This is a genomic window from Mesorhizobium erdmanii (assembly GCF_013170725.1).
GTDB classification, from domain to species: domain Bacteria; phylum Pseudomonadota; class Alphaproteobacteria; order Rhizobiales; family Rhizobiaceae; genus Mesorhizobium; species Mesorhizobium erdmanii.
The window spans coordinates 2,521,972-2,540,460 of sequence record NZ_CP033361.1 but is presented as its reverse complement, the minus strand read 5'-3'; the positions used below and the strand labels follow the sequence as shown (position 1 = coordinate 2,540,460).

The following is an 18,489-nucleotide window of genomic DNA, read 5'->3' as shown; positions in this document are numbered from 1 at the left end:
CAGACCCTCATCAAAAGTGATGGTTCCATAGTCGGTGGTATCGAGCGGGGCAGCATTGATTGAAGTCAAAGCTACGAGAGGCGACATGCAAGACAAGGACTACCAGCGGCCCTTGCGCCGGTTCCAGGCGTAGAGCAGGTCGGCGAACCGGTCATAGGCAAGTCGTGTCAACGGCAAGGCAACCGGATTGCCGAAAAGTGCGGCCAGCCAGCCCTCGCCAGGTGTCGCCCGCCATATGGCAATCGCGACATCGGCGCCGACCAGCAGCCGGCCGGTCGTGTCGGTGGCGTGCAGCCTGCGGCGGATGTCCTCCAGCGATGCGCCGAAACCGCCAAGTGCCGCCGGTTCCAGATTGATGTCGCGAAACTCGGTCCGCCCCGCCTTGACCGCTTCGACCAGCCGCCGCTTTTGCCAGCTGACGCCCGCATCGCAGACAGGGCATCGCGTGTTGTACCAGATGGTCAGTTCAGGCTTGGGTGTTTGCTTGAGCATGATGTTGGCATGCTCAGCCATGGCTATGCCGATGGTGCAGGTCCGGATAATGCGGATGCCGGTGGCGCATCGGCGCATGCCGGTGCCAATGCGAATGCGGCTCGCTCACTGGCCCGTCATGATCGTGCTGGTGGTGCTCGTCATGCACATGGCTGTGCTCATGTTCCAGCGCCTCATGATCGTGCTCGTGCTCATGGCGTTCCGACAGATGCAGCCACAGGCCGACGCCCATCAGAAGTCCCGCGACCAGCAGTTTGAGAGTGACGGCGTCGCCCAGCATGACGATGGCCAGCAGCGCGCCGATGAACGGGGCAAGCGAATAATAGGCGCCAGTGCGCGCCGTCCCGAGATGGCGCAGCGCCAGGATGAACATCGCCAGGCTGACGCCGATACCGAGGAAGCCGACCGCGGCCGTGGCCGCGACAATCGACATCGCGGGAAACCACGCCCCGGCGGCAAGCGCCAATGCGACATTGGCCGCGCCCGCCACCAGGCCTTTCAGCATGGCGATCACCACGGGGTCGGTGGCTGAAATCCTGCGCGTGAAATTGTTGTCCAGCCCCCAGGCCACGCAAGCCCCCGCCACCAGCAGGGCGCCCTGGTTGAAAGCAACGCCACCGCCGTCCCATGACAACAGCACCGCGCCCGCCAGAATGGCGAAGGCGCCAAAAAGCAGACGCCGGTCGACATTCTCGCGATAGACGAGCCAGGCGATCGCCATGGTCGCCAGCCCTTCCAGGTTGAGCAGCAGCGCTGAACTGGATGCCGTGTTGAGGCTGAGACCGAACATCAACAACACCGGCGCGAGGATGCCGCCCATGCCGATCGCCAGCGCCAGCCAAGGGACATCCCTGGCGGCCAGTTGCGCTTCGCCGGCCGCGGCCTGTTTGCCGCGAAGCAGGCGATACACAGCAACGCCAACGCCAGCGCCGAGATAGAGCAGGCCAGCCAGCATGAAGGGACTGATGCTGTTGAGCAGCAGCTTGGAAAGGGGCGGTGTTGCGCCAAACAATGCGGCCGAAAACAGGGCAAGCGGCACGCCGGGCCACAGATGGGAATGCGAGTGCGGCTCTGACATGGTCCTATCCTTGTACCCAGGCGGCGCCGTGGCTGCTATTTGCTGCGCATCGAGGCCCTTGGGCCGACGCATTTGTTGTCGCGAAACAGTGCCCATTCCTCGCAAAGGCGCCCTTTGGGCAGGCGGCAGAAGCCATATTCGTTGCCGGCTCTGTCCTTCCTGATCACCAGGCGTCCCCCGATCTCGCCGCAATGGACGGAAGCCGGATTGGCCATGGCTACCGGTTTTGTCGCGGCGGCGCCGACGTCGATCGGCATCAGCGATATCAAGACAAGAGCACCGGCCAGTATCGAAAAATTGTTCATCGCAATCCTCACGGCCGCATATCTACCACGGCGAGGCATCCTGTCCCGAGGCAACCGTCAATTATGTCGAAATGCGCCCCGGATCAGGTGCCATCAAGGCCGCACCTGATCCGGCTGTCCGGGAATACTATCCGAGCGAAGCGATGATCTCGCGATAAGCGAATTCGGGGAAGGCCTTGAGCGTTCGCGTCCGGATGTTGCCGCTCGCCGCCAGCATCAGCGAGAAACGCGCGAGCACCGCGTCGTCGGGGGCTTCGACCACAGCCACCATGTCGTATTCGCCCATGGTCAGATAGAACGACTTGAACGAGCCGCCCATATCTCCCAACTGCTTCCTGGCGGCGTCGAGCCGCTTGGGTGAATCGCGCACGTTTCTGGCGCCTTGCTCCGTCCAGTTCATCAGCACGATGTAGCTTGTCATGGCTCACCTCCCTCCGGGGCCACGGAGCACGGCGGCTTCGCCGGGGCGGGCATCCGGGTTGTCGCCCAGAAAATGCATCCGATATGAAATTATCCTCCTGCGGCGAACATCTCGCAAGGACCACCGCGCCAGCAACGACCCGCGAAAGCCGGTTTAAAAATCCGCCTGACTGCGGCAGTCTCCATCTTGGCCATCAGCCCCGCAGGAGAACCCATGCGCGAGACGACAGACCTGCCGCCGGATCAGATCGACATCCCTGCCGCTTGGACCGGCGAGGACATGGCCAGGCATCCCGACCGTTGGCTGGTCGAACTGGACCCTCGGGATGTCGCGGAGCTTGAATCGGCAGCCTCCGGCTTCCTCGCCGGCTCGCACGATATCGGCAACCTGACCAAGGCTGATTTCCTCTTGCCCCGGCTCGCCGGCCATCTTGCCGCCCTTCGCGAAAAACTGATCGCCGGCATTGGCTTCGAGGTGCTGCGCGGTCTCCCGGTCGAGGGATATTCCGCTGAAATGGCGGCAACGATCTTCTGCGGTATCGGCGCGCATCTGGGAAGCGCACGGTCGCAGAATGCCCAGGGCCACATTCTCGGCCATGTCCGCGACATCGGCGCCGACGCGAGGGCCGCCACGACACGCATCTACCAGACGGCGGAGCGCCAGACGTTTCACACCGATTCCGCCGATGTCGTCGGGCTGCTGTGCCTGCACGATGCCATGCAGGGCGGCGAATCCCTGCTGGTCAGCACAGTGACGATCTACAACGAGATGCGCAAAAGCCGGCCCGATCTGGTCCGGCTTTTGTTCGATCCGATCGCCACCGACCGGCGCGGCGAGATACCGGAAGGCGAAAAACCCTATTTCGAAATCCCGGTCCTCAACTGGCATGCCGGCTTGCTGACCGGCATCTATCAGCGCCAGTATATCGACAGCGCGCAGCGCTTCCCCGATGCCATGCGGCTGAGCGCGGCGCATATCGAAGCGCTCGACCTCTTCGACAGCCTCGCCAATGATGTCAGGCTGAACCTGTCGATGCGGCTGCGGCCCGGCGACATGCAGTTCGTCTACAATCATTCCCTGCTGCACGATCGCATGGGTTTTCGCGACTGGCCGGATCCGGACAAGCGGCGGCACATGCTGCGCCTGTGGCTGTCGGTTCCCGGCGACCGCCCCCTGCCCGAGTGCTTCAGGCAGCGTTACGGCTCGATCGAGATCGGCGACCGCGGCGGCATCATCGTCAAGGGCACAAGGCTGAACGTGCCGTTGTAGGAGCAAGCCCGCCTGAAATGAAAAGGGCGCCGATCGGCGCCCTTGATTTCGTGACGGATAAAGCGCGCCTCAGCTGTCGAGGAAGCTGCGCAGCTTGCGCGAGCGGCTCGGGTGCTTGAGCTTGCGCAGCGCCTTGGCTTCGATCTGGCGGATACGCTCGCGGGTGACCGAGAACTGCTGGCCGACTTCTTCCAGCGTGTGGTCGGTGTTCATGCCGATGCCGAAGCGCATGCGCAGCACACGCTCCTCGCGCGGTGTCAGCGAGGCCAGAACGCGCGTGGTGGTCTCGCGCAGATTGGCCTGGATCGCCGCATCGATCGGCAGGATCGCCATCTTGTCCTCGATGAAATCGCCCAGATGCGAATCCTCCTCGTCACCCACAGGCGTTTCGAGCGAGATCGGCTCCTTGGCGATCTTCAACACCTTGCGCACTTTTTCGAGCGGCATGGCGAGCTTTTCGGCCAGTTCTTCCGGCGTCGGCTCGCGGCCGATCTCGTGCAGCATCTGGCGCGAGGTGCGCACGATCTTGTTGATCGTCTCGATCATGTGCACCGGGATGCGGATGGTGCGCGCCTGGTCGGCGATCGAACGCGTGATCGCCTGCCGGATCCACCATGTCGCGTAGGTCGAGAACTTGTAGCCGCGACGGTATTCGAATTTGTCGACCGCCTTCATCAGGCCGATATTGCCTTCCTGGATCAGGTCGAGGAACTGCAGGCCGCGATTGGTGTATTTCTTGGCGATCGAGATGACCAGGCGCAGATTGGCCTCGACCATTTCCTTCTTGGCGATCGCGGCTTCGCGCTCGCCTTTCTGCACCTGGTTGACGATCTTTCTGAATTCCAGGATCGAGATCGCCGTTTCGGTGGCCAGGTGCTGGATCTCGGCGCGCAGGTCCTTGATCGCGTCCTTCTCGTTCTTGGTGAATTCCTTCCAGCCGCGCGAGGTCAGATTGGCGATCGAGCGCGTCCAGTTGGGGTCGAGCTCGGAACCCTGATACTCCTTCAGGAACTCCTCACGCCGCACGCCATAGCTTTCGGCGAGGCGCAAGAGCTTGCCCTCGTTCTGCACCAGGCGCTTGTTGATGTCGTAGAGCTGCTCGACCAGCGCCTCGATGCGCGCCGTGTTGAGCGACAGCGACTTCACCGCCTTGATCAGCTGGTCCTTCAGCTCCTTCAGCCGGCGGTCCTGGCTGGGCGACAGCGTGCCGGCGGCGGCCAGGCGGTTCTCGACCTGCTGGTCCTGCAGCTTGCGCAGCTTCTTGTAGGTGTCGGCGATGACGTCGAGCGTCTCCATCACCTGGGGACGCAGTTCCGCTTCCATCGCCGCCAGAGACAGGCTGGCCTCGTCTTCGTCTTCCTCGTCATCGTCCCCGATGCCGCGCGTATCGGCGCCGACATTGGTGATGTCGTCTTCATCGTCGCGTCCGCGGCGCGGCTTTTCCTCGGCCTTGGGCGCTTCCTCGATGCGCTCGACCACCGGCGCCTGCTTGGCCTCGGGACCGGCATAGGTGGCTTCGAGATCGATGATCTCGCGCAACAGGATCTTGGATTCGTTGAGCTCGTCGCGCCAGATGATGATGGCCTGGAAGGTCAGCGGGCTTTCGCACAGGCCCGCGATCATCGTCTCGCGGCCGGCCTCGATGCGCTTGGCGATGGCGATTTCGCCCTCGCGCGACAGAAGCTCGACCGAGCCCATCTCGCGCAGGTACATACGCACCGGATCGTCGGTACGGTCGGTCGGCTCTTTCTTGGTGGTGGTGGCGGCGACCGCCGTGCCGGTCTGTTCGGCCAGTTCGTTGGCGTCTTCCTCGGCATCCGCCGCGGTGTCGCCGGCCTCGGCCTCTTCGCCTTGCTCGTCATCCTCGACGACGTTGATGCCCATGTCGGACAGCATCGCCATCGTGTCCTCGATCTGCTCGGAGGTCACTTCCTCGGAAGGCAGCACCGAATTCAGCTCGTCCATGGTGACATAGCCGCGCTTCTTGGCGGCCTTGATCATCTTCTTGACAGCATCATCGGAAAGGTCGAGCAGAGGGCCATCGGTGGCGCCTTCGCGTTCGGTCTCGACCTCTTCCTTTTCCTTAGTCGCCATAGTTTTTATCTTCTCCTAGCGGCCGGCCATCGGGGCCGCGTAAGCTGTCGGACCAGTCAAATCGGATACGCTCGTTTTTCCAAACGCGCTTCACCCGGGCCACTGACTGCATCCACTCTTTGTTTGGTGCATGTCGTCGCCCCAAACCGGTTCCCACTTTTGGGCGACATGCATTAAGTCCAGATTAACCCTGATATCTGTGGCAGGCTGCCTGCCTGTCCAGTGACCAGTACCTCACATCGCTCATTTCCCGTCGGCGCGGGTGCGGGTTAACGTTTCGAATCGTCCTGATTCCGCCATTCTGTCGGAAGGTCAAGCGCCTCTCGCATGATTCGCATGAAAAAAGCGAATCAATTACCCGACTTAGCGCGACCTGCTCCCTGGGAAAGCCCGGCCACGCTCTCATTCCTGTACGCCGCCGCACTCAGGCTCGCCCGGCCCTGCCCGACGAAACGCCGAATCCTTCGATCAGCGCTTCCGTCGCCTGCACATCCTGAAATTGCGCCTGAATTTCGATCAGATGGCGGAAGTTTTCGTCCGAGGGATCGGCTTCGAGCGCTGCTTCCGCCTGTTTCAGCTCCTTATGTAAGGTGCGCGCGCTGCGCTGCAAGTGCAGGGCCTGGTTCAGAGCGTCGCGGGCGTCGTCAAGTGCCGCCGTCTCCAGCGCCGGCCATTGCCGCGCCCGCCGGATCAGCCCGACCGCGCGCTCCCAGATCTCGGCGCAGCCGGCACGCTCGATCATCGTCACCACGGCGTGGCGGTCATTGGCCATGTCATGCGCCATCGCGTCGAGGATGGCGGCGTGCAGCCGCTGCAACTCGGAATTGGCAAGGTCGAGAAATTCGACATGGGCGAAATTCTCGTCGATCAGCGGCGGATGGTTGACCAGGGCCACGATGATCGTCGCCTCGCGCACCGACATGCCTTCGCCGCCGCGCTTGACCAGCGCCGATTGGCCGAGGCTTTCGGTGATCGCCATGCGGCCGCCACCAGGCTTGGCGAACTGTCCGCCAGGCGGGGCTGCCTTGCCCTGCCCCGGTTTCCAGTCCTGGCGCCCTTGCCGCGTATCGCGCTGGGAGCCGAAGAAGCTCTTCTCCCGCTCACGCATTTCCTGCTGGTAGTGATAGCGCGTGCTTTCGTCGCGGATGCGACTGGTCAATTCCCGCAGCGTCTTTCCCAGTTCCGCCCGCCGCTCCGGCGTGTCGAAGACACCGCCTGCCGTCTCGCGCATCCACAAGAGGTCGACCAGCGGCCGCGCATCGGCAAGCACCGCGCGAAATGCGTCCGGCCCCTCGGCTTTGACCAGGTCGTCGGGATCCTTGCCTTCCGGCAGCAGCGCGAAGCGCGCCGAGCGCCCGGCCTGCACCGAGGGCAATGCCAGATCCGCGGCACGCCATGCCGCCTTCAGTCCAGCCTTGTCGCCGTCGAAGCACAGCATCGGTTCCGGCACCATGCGCCACAGCAATTCGAGCTGGTTCTCCGTGAGCGCCGTGCCCAGCGGCGCCACGGCATTCTCGAAACCGGCCTGGGCCAGCGCGATCACATCCATATAGCCTTCCACGGCAATCACCGTGCCGCCTTTTGCCAAGGCCTTGCGTGCTCGGGCGAAATTGTAGAGCACGTTGCCCTTGTGGAAGAGCTCCGTGTCGGGCGAATTCATGTATTTGGCCAGCGCATCGGGCGCCAGCGCCCGACCGCCAAAGGCGATGATCTTGCCGCGCGAATCCGGGATCGGGAACATGATGCGGTCACGGAACCAGTCGTAGGAAACCGGAATATCGTCGCCATGGCGCACCAGCCCGCAGGCCTCGATATCGGCTTTCGGCACGCCTTTCGCGGCGAGATGCTCCTTCAGCGCATTGCGGCTGTCCGGCGCGAAGCCAAGCCGGAACGACTGCTGCGTCGCCGGCGTCAGCCCGCGATCCCTCAGATACGCGCGGGCTTTGGCTCCCTCAGGCCCCTGCAGCCGCTCCTGGAAGAAGGTTGTCGCCATTTCCATGACGTCGGTCAGGCTGGCACGTTCCTTCTCGCGCCGCTCTTCCTGAACGTCGCGGACCGGCATCGGCACACCGGCCATGTCGGCGATCTTCTCGACTGCTTCGGGGAAACTCAGTCCTTCGAGCTCGGTGAGGAACTTGAAATGGTCGCCCGAAACCGAGCAGCCGAAACAATGGTAGCGGCCTTTCTTGTCCTCGCAGTGGAAGGATGGGCTTTTCTCGCCATGGAACGGGCAGCAGGCCCAGTAGTCGCCCCGCGACGCATTGGTCTTCTTGCGATCCCACGCGACGCGCTGGCCGATGACCTGTGAAATCGGCACGCGGTCGCGTATCTCGTCGAGAAAGGCGGGCGGAAAGCGCATTGAGGGAACTCGTTTCCCCACCATATAATCACGCAAGCGAAATCCGACGACCCCCAATACAGGCCATACCCGGTTTCCACAGGGCAAAAAAGGAAAGGCGGCCATTGCGGGCCGCCCTTCCCTTCAACCCGACGCTATGGCGGGGGCTTACTGCGCGGCAATCGCGCCGAAGATAATGCCGGAGAGGATGCTGACCAGCACATAGTCGTTGCCGACGCGGATCCATTCCTGACCGCGGCCGGGACGGTGCAGGCCGTAGCGGCCATAGTCGCGGATCGGCTGGTGCTGCCGCCAGCCCGAATATTTCTGGCCATTGCGCCAGTGGTTGCGCTTCACGATGACCTTCTTCTGAATGACCCGCTTTTTGATGACACGCTTCTTGACGTCCCGGTTGGTGGGCTTCTGCCAGTCGACCTTGGTGTAATTCGACTGCGGCGCGACCGGCGCATTCATCGGCGCGGCCTGGCCGGTCAGCGACGTGGCGGCCAGCATCGAGACGGCGACGACAGAAAGAACAATGCGTTTCATGAGAAGTCTCCTTGATTGTCGATGCCCCGAGGAATAGCCGCCGACGGATGAACTGAAACTGAACGCCAGCATTACAATTGTGTAATGAAATCCTGTGTTTAATTTCGATATTTGAACATCCTTGCAAAGATGCTGCATCAGCCCATGGCAAGGCTGGCCGTTCTTCTGGCCGCCCGATCACCGGCTGTGCAACCATCTGCGCATCCGTCCATTTTCCGACATGGCCTGTCGCGCCGCGACAGCCCCACGAAATCGACAAAATTTTATTATCCGGCTAAAATATTCCGGTTATATTCCACTGCTGCCATGACCATGATTCGTATCCTTGTCTTCTCACCCGATCGCCGCGCTGCCAGCATCGCGCGCTCCATTCGCATGCAGGCGTCCCAATGAGCGGTTCCGTCGTCCTTCTGCATCTGGCCGGCGCGGTCGCGCTGATGCTGTTTGCCACCCGCATGGTGAAGACCGGCGTCGAGCGCGCCTATGGCGACGTGCTGCGCCACCGGTTGCGCGCCACCATGCGCAATCCGATCATGGCGGTGCTGGCCGGCACCGGCCTTGCTATCGCGCTGCAAAGCTCGACCGCGGTGACGCTGCTGGTCGGCTCCTTCGCCGGGTCCGGCATCGTCTCCGGTGCGGCCGGCCAGTTGGCCGTGCGCGGCGCCGAGATCGGCTCGGCGCTGGTGGTCAAGCTCTTGACCTTCGATCTCACGCTGCTGGTGCCGCTCTGCCTGATCACCGGCACGGTGATGTTCATGGCCACCGAGAGGCGCGACTGGCGCCAGACCGGGCGCATCCTGGTCGGCATCGGCCTCTTGATCCTGTCGCTGGAAATGATCGGCCAGGCCTCCGAGCCGTTGCGCAACAGCCAGCTCCTGCCGGTCATCCTCAACTACTTCTCCGGCGATTCGATCACCGCCTATCTCCTGGCGGCGTTGATCACATGGCTGTTCCAGTCGAGCATCGCGGCGGTCCTTCTGATGGCGACGCTTGCCGGCCGCGGCCTGATCACGCCCGAGCTCGGCGTCGTCCTCATCCTCGGCGTCAATCTCGGCTCCTCGATCATCGCGCCCATGCTGACCCGTTCGTCGCCGCCACAAGTGCGCGTCGTGCCCGTCGGCAATCTGTTGATGCGCGGGCTCGGCTCGCTGCTCATGCTTGTCCTGGTGATGATCTTCAGGCCGCACTTCGCCTTCCTCGGCGCAACGGCGGCCGACCAGATCGTCAACGCGCACATCCTGTTCAATGTATTGGTCCTGCTTGCCGGTCTGCCGCTGGCCGGTTTCGTCTATCGCGCCTCGGAAAAGATCGTGGCGCTCGGCACCAAGCAGGCACCGGCCGCCTCGCTCGACGTCATCGAATTGTCGGCGCTCAACGAGAGCGCGCTCGACGTGCCGAGCCAGGCGCTGGCCAACGCCACGCGCGAGGTGGTGCGGGTGTGCGAGACGGTCGAGATCATGCTGAAGCGCATCATCGAGCTTTATGAGAGCGCCGATGCCGACAAGATCAAGGCGTTGGCCGCGCTCGACGACCGCGTCGACCGCAAGCATGCGGCGATAAAGCTCTACCTCGCCAAGGTCACCAAGAACCCGCTGACCGAGGACGAGGCGCTGCGCTGCCAGGAGTTGATCGGCGCCTGCGTCAAGCTCGAACAGGTCGGCGACATCATCGTGCGCAACATGCTGGTGCATGTGAAGAAGAAGTTCGATCGCGGGCTGGAATTCACCGACGAAGGCTGGAGCGAATTGTGCGCCTTCCACGGCTCGGTTCTGGCCAATGCAAGGCTTGCCTTCAACGTGCTGGTGTCGCGCGATCCCGAAACCGCCCGCCAGCTGGTGCTGGAAAAGGACCAGTTGCGCGACCGCGAGAAGGAAACCAGCGCCAGCCACTTCCTGCGGCTGCGTGAAGGCACCGCCAAAAGCGTCGAAACCAGCTCGATCCACCTCGACACCATCCGCGACCTGAAGCAGATCAATTCGCTCTTGGCATCGATGGCCTATCCGGTGCTGGAAGAGCGCGGCCTGCTGACCGGATCGCGGCTGAAGGCGAGCTGAGCATCAGAAGAATTCGCCGCGCCGCCATCGGTCCGTAAGCACGTTTGCGTCATCCGGGCACGAACCACAAAAATTAGTCTTTGCTCATCCTGCCGTCGGTCGGCTAAGCATCCGGCTCCACCGGAGGGAAATCGATGGACACCCATTCGCGCAGTTTCGCCAAGGCACTGTCCTGGCGTATGACCGGCACCATCGACACGCTGATCATTTCCCTGGTCGTGACGGGAAGCGTCAAGCTGGCCGCCACCATCGGCGTGACCGAGGTCTTCACCAAGTCGCTGCTTTATTATTTCCACGAGCGGGCGTGGCTCAAGATTCCCTATGGCCGCAAGACGCCGGTCAAGAAAAGCTAAAGCGGCGACAAAAATTTCTGGATTGCCGGCGGCGCCCATCCGTGGTTTGAGGCCGTTCCAGCCAAGGCTTTCCCCATGTCGCTTCCGCTCTTCGCCCTGTTCATCGCCGCCTTCGCCTTCGGCACCACCGAATTCGTCATTGCCGGCGTTCTACCGGAGGTGGCGCAAGGGCTTGGCGTCTCGGTTCCATCGGCCGGCTATCTCGTCTCCGGCTATGCCTGCGGCATCGCCATTGGCGGCCCGTTGCTGGCCCTCGCCACCAAGCGCTTGCCGCGCAAGACCTTGCTGCTCGGGCTGGCCGTCGCCTTCACCGTTGGCCAGGCGGCCTGTGCGCTGGCGCCCGATTTCACTGCCATGCTGCTCTTACGCATTGCCGTCGCGGTCGCGCACGGCGCCTATTTCGGCGTCGCAATGGTGGTCGCCGTTGGCCTCGTTCCCGAGGACAAGCGCGGCATGGCGGTCGCGGTCATCCTTTCCGGCCTCACGGTCTCCAACGTCATCGGCGTGCCGGCCGGCACCGCCATCGGCAACATTTGGGGTTGGCGCGCCACCTTCTGGGTGATGTGCGCGCTGGGCGTGGCGGCGACTTCTGCGATGGCCGTACTTCTGCCGCGCACGACAGGATATCAGGCCAAGCCCGCCGGCCTGGCCCGGGAGGTCCGCGTGCTGGCGCGCCAGCAGGTCTGGACCTCGCTGATCCTGATCCTGATGCTGATGCTCGGCCAGTTCTGCCTGTTCACCTACATCACGCCGACCCTGATGGAAGTCACCGGCCTCGACGAGAGCCTGGTGCCCTGGGTGCTGCTGCTCAACGGTGTCGGCGCCACGCTGGGCGTCTTCATTGGCGGCAAGCTGTCCGACTGGAAGCTGATGCCGTCGTTGATCACCATGCTGGCCTTGCAGGCGGTGACGTTGGCGGTCATCTACGCTGTCAGCCCCTACCCCGTGCCGATGGTCGTGGCGATCGTCATCTGGGGCGGTCTCAGCTTCGCCATCGGCACCCCGATCCAGACCCGCATCCTGGCCTGGACGGCCGACGCCTCCAACCTCGCCTCTTCGCTAATCCCGTCCGGCTTCAATGTCGGCATCGCGCTTGCAGCATCACTGGGTGCCGCCATGCTCAATGCCGGCTATGGCTATCGCAGCCTGCCGGTGGTCGGCGCCTTCGCTATGCTGGTGGCGGTGCTCGTCGCTGTCATCTCCCAGGTCTGGGAAGGGCGCAGCAACGCCACGCCGCCGCTGACGGCGCCCGCCGAGTAGACTACGATCCGGAGAAGCCCTCACCCACGCCAGCGCAAGAGGCGCATGGCGTTGGCGGTGACGAGCACGGTGGCGCCGGTGTCGGCCAGGATCGCCGGCCACAGGCCGGTGATGCCGGCAATGGTCGTCACCAGGAACACCGCCTTCAGCCCCAGTGCCACGGTGATGTTCTGGCCGATATTGGCCATCACCGCCCGCGACAGCAGCACCATGCGGGCAACGTCCGTGACGCGGCCATGCAGGATCGCGGCGTCGGCTGTTTCCAGCGCCACGTCGGTGCCACCACCCATGGCGATGCCGATGTCGGCTGCGGCGAGCGCCGGCGCGTCGTTGATGCCGTCGCCGACCTTGGCCACCGTCAGCCCCTCGCGCTGCAATTCGCCGACGATGCGCTGCTTGTCCTGCGGCAGCAATTGCGCCCGCGCCTCGATGCCGAGCGACGTGGCGATGGCCTCGGCGGTGCGGCTGTTGTCGCCTGTCAGCATCACCGCGCGGATGCCTTCCGCCTTCAGCGCCGCGATGCCTGCCGCCGCATCCGGCCTTGGTTCGTCGCGCATGGCGATCAACCCGGCGATCACGCCATCGGCCACCAGCACCGAGACGGTCTTGCCCTGGCCGTTGAGGCTGTCGATGGCAAGGCGCTGGGCTTGCGTCATGCCAGCCCGCTCGCCGGCCGCGGGGCCGGAGCCGAGGAAGACGGCGACGCCGCCGACGCTGCCCTCGACACCCTTGCCCGAGATCGCCTTGGCCGCCAGCGCCGGCGGCACCGGCGCCTTGTCGGCCTTGGCCCTGTCCAGGATTGCCACCGCCAGCGGATGGCTGGAGCCCTGTTCGAGCGCCGCCGCCAGCGCCAGCACGGTGCGCTCATCGCGGCCATAGGCGACGATGTCGGTCACCACCGGCTTGCCTGCGGTCAGCGTGCCGGTCTTGTCGAAGGCGACCGCGGTGATCCGGCGGAAACCTTCCAGCACCGCGCCGCCCTTCATCAACAGCCCGCGCCGCGCACCGGCCGCCAGGCCGGCGGCGATCGCGGCGGGCGTCGAAATGACCAGCGCGCAGGGGCAACCGATCAGCAGGATCGCCAGGCCCTTGTAGATCCATTCGTTCCAGTCGCCGCCGGCGGCCAGCGGCGGCAGCAGCGCCACCAGCGCGCCGACCACCAGCACGCCGGGCGTATAGTATCGTGAAAAGCGGTCGATGAAGCGCTCGGTCGGCGCCTTGGCTTCCTGCGCCTCCTCCACCAGCCGCACGACGCGGGCGATGGTGTTGTCGGAAGCGGCCGCCGTCACCCGCACTTTCAGCACGCCATCGTTGTTGATCGTACCGGCAAAGACTGTGTCGGCGATACCCTTGCGCTTCGGCGTGCTTTCGCCGGTTACCGGCGCCTCGTCGATATCGCTCGACCCCTCTGTTATCTCGCCATCGGCCGGGATGCGGTCGCCCGGCCGCACCACGATGACGTCGCCAACGGCAAGCTGGTCGGCGGGAACTTCAACCGTGCCGCCTCCCCGCTCGACCAGCGCCGTCTTCGGCACCAGGTCGGCCAGGCCCTGGATGCTGGCCCGCGCGCGGCCGGCGGCAACACCTTCCAGAAGTTCGCCGATCAGGAACAGCACCACCACGGCCGCGGCTTCCTCCGTGGCGTTGATCATCACGGCGCCGACAGCGGCGATGGTCATCAGCATCTCGATCGAGAATGGCGTGCCGGCGAACGCCGCCATCAGCGCGCGCCGCGCGATCGGCACCAGGCCGACCAGCAACGCCGCCAGGAAGACCCAGCGCTCGGCCGCCGGAACCAGATGGCCGATGCCGTAGGCGGCCACAAGGGCGGCCGCGCAAGCCAGCGTCAGCGCCGCGCGACGGGAGCGCCACCACGGCTGCCCCAGCTCGGCATCGCCGTGGAGATGAGTCGACGCAGCTGCCTGCCCGGCGACTTCTCCGCCGGCATGGTCATGGTCGTGGCCCGGATGGTCATGGTCTTCGTGGTCGTGGCCTTCATGGTCATGATCGGCATGGTCATGTGGTGCCGGCTCGTCGGTTCTGGTTCCCGCCTTGACGATGCCATAGCCCAGCCGCGCCACCTGCCGCAGCACTTTGTCGTCATTGAGCGGCCCGCCATGGCTGACGGTCATCGAGGCGCCGGTCACCGAAACCGAGACGTCGGCGACGCCGTCGAGGCGGCGCACCGCCGTATCGATCTTGGCCGCGCAGGAGGCGCAATCCATGCCGCCGATCTTGAACCGCGTCTGCTTCAAAGGAGCCGTCATTCCATCACCTGCCTGTTTCTTCACCCGCGCGGCGTGCCGCCGCATGGGGCTTGAACCTTGATGTCAGGCACTTTAATTCCTCTAGTCACTAGAGCTTCAAGAGGCAAAATGCATGTTTTCGATCGGTGATCTCTCCCGCCGCACCGGGGTCAAGGTGCCGACCATCCGTTATTATGAGCAGATGGGACTGGTCGCGGCACCCGAGCGCTCGGAAGGCAACCAGCGCCGCTACTCCAGGCAGGAGCTGGAACGGCTGGCCTTCATCCGCCACGCCCGCGACCTCGGCTTCGCCGTCGAGGACATCCGCGCCCTGATCGAACTCAGCTTCCATCCCGAGCAGCCTTGCGGCCATGCCGACAAGATCGCGCAGGAGCAGCTGATTTCGGTGCGCGAAAAGATCGCCCAGCTGAAGCGGCTGGAAACCGAACTGGAGCGCATCGCCTCCTGCTGCGACGGCAAGACGGTCGGCGACTGCTACGTCATCCGCGCCCTGTCCGACCACGCACTGTGCGCCGACGAGCATGGGTGAGGATGGGGCGCTTCAAAGCTCGATCCGGAACCGTAAACTCTCCACCCCGCCATAGGCGGCGTCCTCGAAGAAGCGCTCGACCAGTCTGCCGCCATTGGCCAGGATCACCTTGTGCGAGGCCGGATTGCCCGGCTTGGCGGTGATCTCGACATAGGGCAGGCCGACCGCCCTCGCCTCGTCGAGCATCAGCCGCAGCGCCTGCGTGGCATAGCCGCGCCGCCGCTTCCATGGCACCACCGCATAACCGATATGGCCAAGCACATGCGACGGCAGGTCCGCCGTGCCGTTCTGCCAGCGAAAGCCGATCGAGCCGGATGCCTCACCATCCCAGATCCAGCGGCGGAACCCCGGCAGGCGCTGCACTTGCGTGCCGTCGGGCAAGGTGATCGGATCCCCCTTGGCCTCGGGGTCGTCGAGGCTGGCCAGGAAGGCCAGGGGATCCTGCTCAATCGCTGCGAGCTGCTCGCGCGTCGCGTCCATGAGCCGGACATTGTCCGGCGACCAGCCGCGCTCGAGCGCGGCCTTGTAGGACGGCAGATATTCAAGCGCGGGTTTGACGATCTCGACCATGTTTCAGGCATAGCCGTGGCAGGGAGCAGGCTCAAGCCGCCTCGAAGCGGATCTCGCCCCTGTTGAGGAAACACGTCTTGCTGAACAGCGACAGATCCAGCGGGTTGGGCAACCTGATGTCGCTGATATCCGGGACCGGCTTCTTCGCCGGGTCGTAGGACCGATCGATCTGCGAGATGAAGACCAGGACCACGCCGCTGTCGCGCGCGAAAGCCTTCAGCGTGCGGACCTGGTCCATCAGGCTAGGGGTTCTCCTGCTTCTGGTCGAGCAGTTGCAGATAGTCGATGACCGCCAGCGTGCCGCGCGGCGCCGATCCCAACCGGGCAACGATGTGGTCGGCGCTGATGCCATCGGACGTGTCGAACTCGAACAGCCGGTCGAACCGGGCCGGCTCGACGCCGATGGCGCGAAACCGATCCAGCACATCCCGTTGCGTATATTCCAGCGTGAAGAACACGCTGCGATGGCCTGACTTCATCGCTTCGACCGCGAGTTCGAGGCTCATCAAGGTCTTGCCGTGGCCCGGCCGCGCACCGAGCAGAACGAGGTCACCCGGCACTAGCCGCGCGAACAATCGGCTGGCGGGCGCCGTCTCGGACAGCTTGGCCGCAAGCAGGCTCCAGCCGGCAAAACCCTGCCGTGCCGCGATACGGTCAAGCGCCTGGTGAAGCGGGATTTTTGCCTCGCGCGACAACAGCCTGGCTTGACGTTTCAGATGATAGACGGGCGCGGACAGCTTCATCGCAAAACCTCCTGGTGCGAGCCGTTTCGCAACCCCTCCTTATGCCTGGCGCTCGAACAGTCGGTTCGGTGATTGGAGTGCGCCCCGCATGAACGAATGCTTTCCCGGCGGAGGGAGGAGGCGTGGGCCACGCCAGAATCAGATCATAGCGCAATCCCAAGGGCTCGAAAATCCGCGGATCGAAAATGGCGCATGTTCGCAAACGCGAGAACGGCTGCCGCAAGCCTCGAGCCAGCGTCCTAGCTCCAGCGCCCAGCCTATGGACAGTGAGGCGCGGTCTCGCGCACACTTGCCGGCGCGCTAAACAAGATGTGTCTCGCCGATAGGCGCGCGGCATTTTATAATCAGTCCCGATGACAGCAGCGCGAGGATTCGCAAGATGGCTTCGGCAGGAGAATTGAACCGGTGCGGTTGAGATCTGTCCCCCTGGGTATTGTCGTTACCCTCAGCCTTCTCGTCATCGTCATTGCCCTGACCGCGGCGGGCCGGTCCATTGCCGCGCCGTCGGCCATTCCGGCCTGGCTGCAGGCGCATGTCGGCGACAGTGACGGCCAGATCTCCCAGGTGGTGCTGGAGCGGGCGCGCGCGCTCTACCTGAAAAAGGTCGCGCAGGGCGCGGTCAGCAACCCCTGTTATTTCGCCATGGACGCCACCCGTCCTGGCGACCTCGGCAATGGCGTGCTGGGCCGCCGGTATTATGTCGTCTGCGAGGCCAGCCAGTCGTTTCGCGCCATCTCGTCGGGTCATGGGGGTGGCAAGAACCTGAAAGGCACCGCCGATTTTTCAAACGGCAGGCGGTGCGCCAAGAACTTCGGCAATGCCATGGATTCGGAATTGACCGCCGGCGGCGCCTATATGACTGGCGAAGCCAAGACCTCGTTCAAGGGCTTTTATCGGACCGCCGCCAAACAGGACGCGGCCTTCGTGCGAACCTTCATCCAGTTCGACGGCGAGGGCGAAGCCGCCAATGCCAGGCAACGCGTGATCGGCGGCCACGCGGCGCAGGTGCTGCGCACCATGTGCATGCGCAAAAACCCGACCAATTCCTACGCCGACCATGATGGCATGGTGCCGTTCGGCAAGCTGGTGGAGTATGCCGGCGGCCGCAGCAATGGCTGCACCAGTTGGTCGCCGACCGATGCGCAGCAGCTCATCTCCATGGTCAAGGGCAACCCGACCACCCTCTACATCTACCCGGAATCACGCGACATCGCCGCCGTCGCGCAGGCGGAAAAAAACCATTCGCCGTCCGGCGAGGCACCCTATTGGAATGCGTCCTGCCTTAAGGAAATCGGCGCGCCGAAATTCTGGCCGCAAAAAGTCCTCGAGCCAATGATCGCCCAGTACAAGAAGGATCATCCGGCACCGCCCGCGCAGCCGCTGCCGATCTGCAACGGGCCGTGAGGCCGCCCGACTATTGGGCGATCCATGGGATCTAGCGCCGGCTTAGCGCAGGAGCAAGGCTGCCATGCGCTGCGCATCACCGGTATCGTCGTAGCCGAAAGCCGGCTGGATCAAGGCGGCGACCAGTGACGGCCGCAGTCTCCGGCCGGCGATCGGCAGCCAAGCGATAGGCACTGTGCCTACTGCAGCAGACCCTTGACGATGCCGCTCGCCTTGCCGAAATCCATCTGGCCGGCATATTTCTGCTTCAGCGCGGCGATCACCTTGCCCATGTCTTTCTGGCTGGCGGCACCCGTCGCCGCGATCGCTTCGCGCGCCGCGGCCGTAACCGCCGCATCATCGAGCTGCGTCGGCAGGAAGCCGCGGATGATCTCCATCTCGCCGCGCTCCTGCGCCGCCAGTTCCGGCCGCTTGCCGTCCTCGAATGCCTTGGCCGATTCCTCGCGCTGCTTAACCATCTTGGCCAGGATCTGCAGGATTTCCTCATCGCTGGCCGGCTCCTTGCCCGAGCCGCGATTGGCGATGTCGCGATCATGAATGGCGGCCTGGATCAGCCGCAATGTCGGCAGCCGGTGCTTGTCCTGCGCCTTCATCGCGCTCTTCAGGGATTCGGCGATTTTCGCGCGCATCATGCTTTCTCCTTCGATCGGCGCGGACAATAGCGCCGGCGCCAAGCCAACGCAAACCCTGATACGGCGGAGCAAGCCCATGATATTGCTTGATGAAATAAATCGCGGCCGCGTTTCGCATGATCATTGACCGC

The 18,489-nt window shown here is 64.1% G+C and carries 17 protein-coding genes and 1 pseudogene; 6 read left to right on the top strand and 12 right to left on the bottom strand.

All coding sequences use genetic code 11. The features are described 5' to 3' along the window. Nucleotides 1-99: 99 nt before the first annotated feature. From EB233_RS12255 to EB233_RS12240, 4 genes are all read right to left on the bottom strand, one after another. Nucleotides 100-513, bottom strand: a complete 414-nt coding sequence (locus EB233_RS12255) for a thiol-disulfide oxidoreductase DCC family protein (RefSeq protein ID WP_244277689.1) — start codon at nucleotides 511-513, stop codon at nucleotides 100-102. Beyond that, nucleotides 506-1,570, bottom strand: a complete 1,065-nt coding sequence (locus EB233_RS12250) for a DMT family transporter (protein WP_064989821.1) — start codon at nucleotides 1,568-1,570, stop codon at nucleotides 506-508. The genes EB233_RS12255 and EB233_RS12250 overlap by 8 nt, the downstream gene beginning before the upstream one ends. Nucleotides 1,571-1,605: 35 nt before the next feature. Continuing rightward, the gene (locus tag EB233_RS12245; RefSeq protein ID WP_064989820.1) at nucleotides 1,606-1,875 is read right to left on the bottom strand and encodes a putative hemolysin; all 270 of its coding nucleotides are present in this window, start codon (nucleotides 1,873-1,875) and stop codon (nucleotides 1,606-1,608) included. Nucleotides 1,876-2,002: 127 nt separating this feature from the next. After that, complete coding sequence (locus tag EB233_RS12240) at nucleotides 2,003-2,296, bottom strand: GYD domain-containing protein (protein ID WP_064989819.1); 294 nt, start codon at nucleotides 2,294-2,296, stop codon at nucleotides 2,003-2,005. A 213-nt stretch (nucleotides 2,297-2,509) separates the two neighbouring features. Between EB233_RS12240 and EB233_RS12235 the strand changes: the two genes are divergently transcribed. Next, a complete protein-coding gene (locus tag EB233_RS12235; RefSeq protein WP_064989818.1) occupies nucleotides 2,510-3,565 on the top strand; it encodes a TauD/TfdA family dioxygenase in 1,056 nt (351 codons plus the stop codon). 69 nt (nucleotides 3,566-3,634) lie between these two features. Here EB233_RS12235 and rpoD read toward each other — a convergent pair whose 3' ends face one another. From rpoD to EB233_RS12220, 3 genes are all read right to left on the bottom strand, one after another. Beyond that, on the bottom strand, nucleotides 3,635-5,659 hold the full coding sequence (rpoD, locus tag EB233_RS12230) for an RNA polymerase sigma factor RpoD (RefSeq protein ID WP_056578576.1): 2,025 nt from the start codon (nucleotides 5,657-5,659) through the stop codon (nucleotides 3,635-3,637). A 424-nt stretch (nucleotides 5,660-6,083) separates the two neighbouring features. Further along, nucleotides 6,084-8,018: a DNA primase gene (gene dnaG / locus EB233_RS12225; protein ID WP_064989817.1), complete on the bottom strand. Its 1,935-nt coding sequence runs from the start codon at nucleotides 8,016-8,018 to the stop codon at nucleotides 6,084-6,086. Between the two features lie 147 nt (nucleotides 8,019-8,165). After that, a complete protein-coding gene (locus EB233_RS12220; protein ID WP_064989816.1) occupies nucleotides 8,166-8,546 on the bottom strand; it encodes an RcnB family protein in 381 nt (126 codons plus the stop codon). A gap of 389 nt (nucleotides 8,547-8,935) precedes the next feature. Here EB233_RS12220 and EB233_RS12215 point away from each other — a divergent pair, with 389 nt between their 5' ends. The 3 genes from EB233_RS12215 to EB233_RS12205 all read left to right on the top strand — a co-directional run bounded on the left by EB233_RS12215 (nucleotide 8,936) and on the right by EB233_RS12205 (nucleotide 12,213). After that, nucleotides 8,936-10,600: a Na/Pi cotransporter family protein gene (locus EB233_RS12215; RefSeq protein ID WP_064989815.1), complete on the top strand. Its 1,665-nt coding sequence runs from the start codon at nucleotides 8,936-8,938 to the stop codon at nucleotides 10,598-10,600. A 134-nt stretch (nucleotides 10,601-10,734) separates the two neighbouring features. Next, nucleotides 10,735-10,953, top strand: a complete 219-nt coding sequence (locus EB233_RS12210; protein ID WP_027054798.1) for a DUF2061 domain-containing protein — start codon at nucleotides 10,735-10,737, stop codon at nucleotides 10,951-10,953. A gap of 75 nt (nucleotides 10,954-11,028) precedes the next feature. Continuing rightward, nucleotides 11,029-12,213 (top strand): MFS transporter, encoded by a 1,185-nt coding sequence (locus EB233_RS12205; RefSeq protein ID WP_064989814.1) that lies wholly within the window; start codon nucleotides 11,029-11,031, stop codon nucleotides 12,211-12,213. Between the two features lie 20 nt (nucleotides 12,214-12,233). Here EB233_RS12205 and EB233_RS12200 read toward each other — a convergent pair whose 3' ends face one another. After that, on the bottom strand, nucleotides 12,234-14,480 hold the full coding sequence (locus EB233_RS12200) for a heavy metal translocating P-type ATPase (RefSeq protein WP_064989849.1): 2,247 nt from the start codon (nucleotides 14,478-14,480) through the stop codon (nucleotides 12,234-12,236). A 112-nt stretch (nucleotides 14,481-14,592) separates the two neighbouring features. Between EB233_RS12200 and EB233_RS12195 the strand changes: the two genes are divergently transcribed. Then, nucleotides 14,593-15,009, top strand: coding sequence for a MerR family transcriptional regulator (locus tag EB233_RS12195; protein WP_027054795.1), 417 nt, complete (start codon nucleotides 14,593-14,595; stop codon nucleotides 15,007-15,009). Between the two features lie 12 nt (nucleotides 15,010-15,021). Here the strand turns inward: EB233_RS12195 and EB233_RS12190 are convergent, their stop codons facing one another. Together EB233_RS12190 and EB233_RS12185 are read right to left on the bottom strand one after the other, a co-directional pair. Then, entirely contained in the window at nucleotides 15,022-15,579 is a 558-nt protein-coding gene (locus tag EB233_RS12190; RefSeq protein WP_064989813.1) for a GNAT family N-acetyltransferase, read from the bottom strand. Nucleotides 15,580-15,610: 31 nt separating this feature from the next. After that, a pseudogene (locus EB233_RS12185) lies at nucleotides 15,611-16,322 on the bottom strand (DNA helicase). A 405-nt stretch (nucleotides 16,323-16,727) separates the two neighbouring features. On the opposite strand from EB233_RS12185, the gene EB233_RS12180 reads away from it, so the two are divergent. Then, the gene (locus EB233_RS12180) at nucleotides 16,728-17,726 is read left to right on the top strand and encodes a hypothetical protein (protein WP_064989812.1); all 999 of its coding nucleotides are present in this window, start codon (nucleotides 16,728-16,730) and stop codon (nucleotides 17,724-17,726) included. Between the two features lie 42 nt (nucleotides 17,727-17,768). Here the strand turns inward: EB233_RS12180 and EB233_RS32135 are convergent, their stop codons facing one another. Continuing rightward, on the bottom strand, nucleotides 17,769-17,900 hold the full coding sequence (locus EB233_RS32135) for a hypothetical protein (protein WP_279626480.1): 132 nt from the start codon (nucleotides 17,898-17,900) through the stop codon (nucleotides 17,769-17,771). A gap of 5 nt (nucleotides 17,901-17,905) precedes the next feature. Next, on the bottom strand, nucleotides 17,906-18,358 hold the full coding sequence (locus EB233_RS12175; RefSeq protein WP_171892228.1) for a GatB/YqeY domain-containing protein: 453 nt from the start codon (nucleotides 18,356-18,358) through the stop codon (nucleotides 17,906-17,908). Nucleotides 18,359-18,489: the final 131 nt, after the last annotated feature.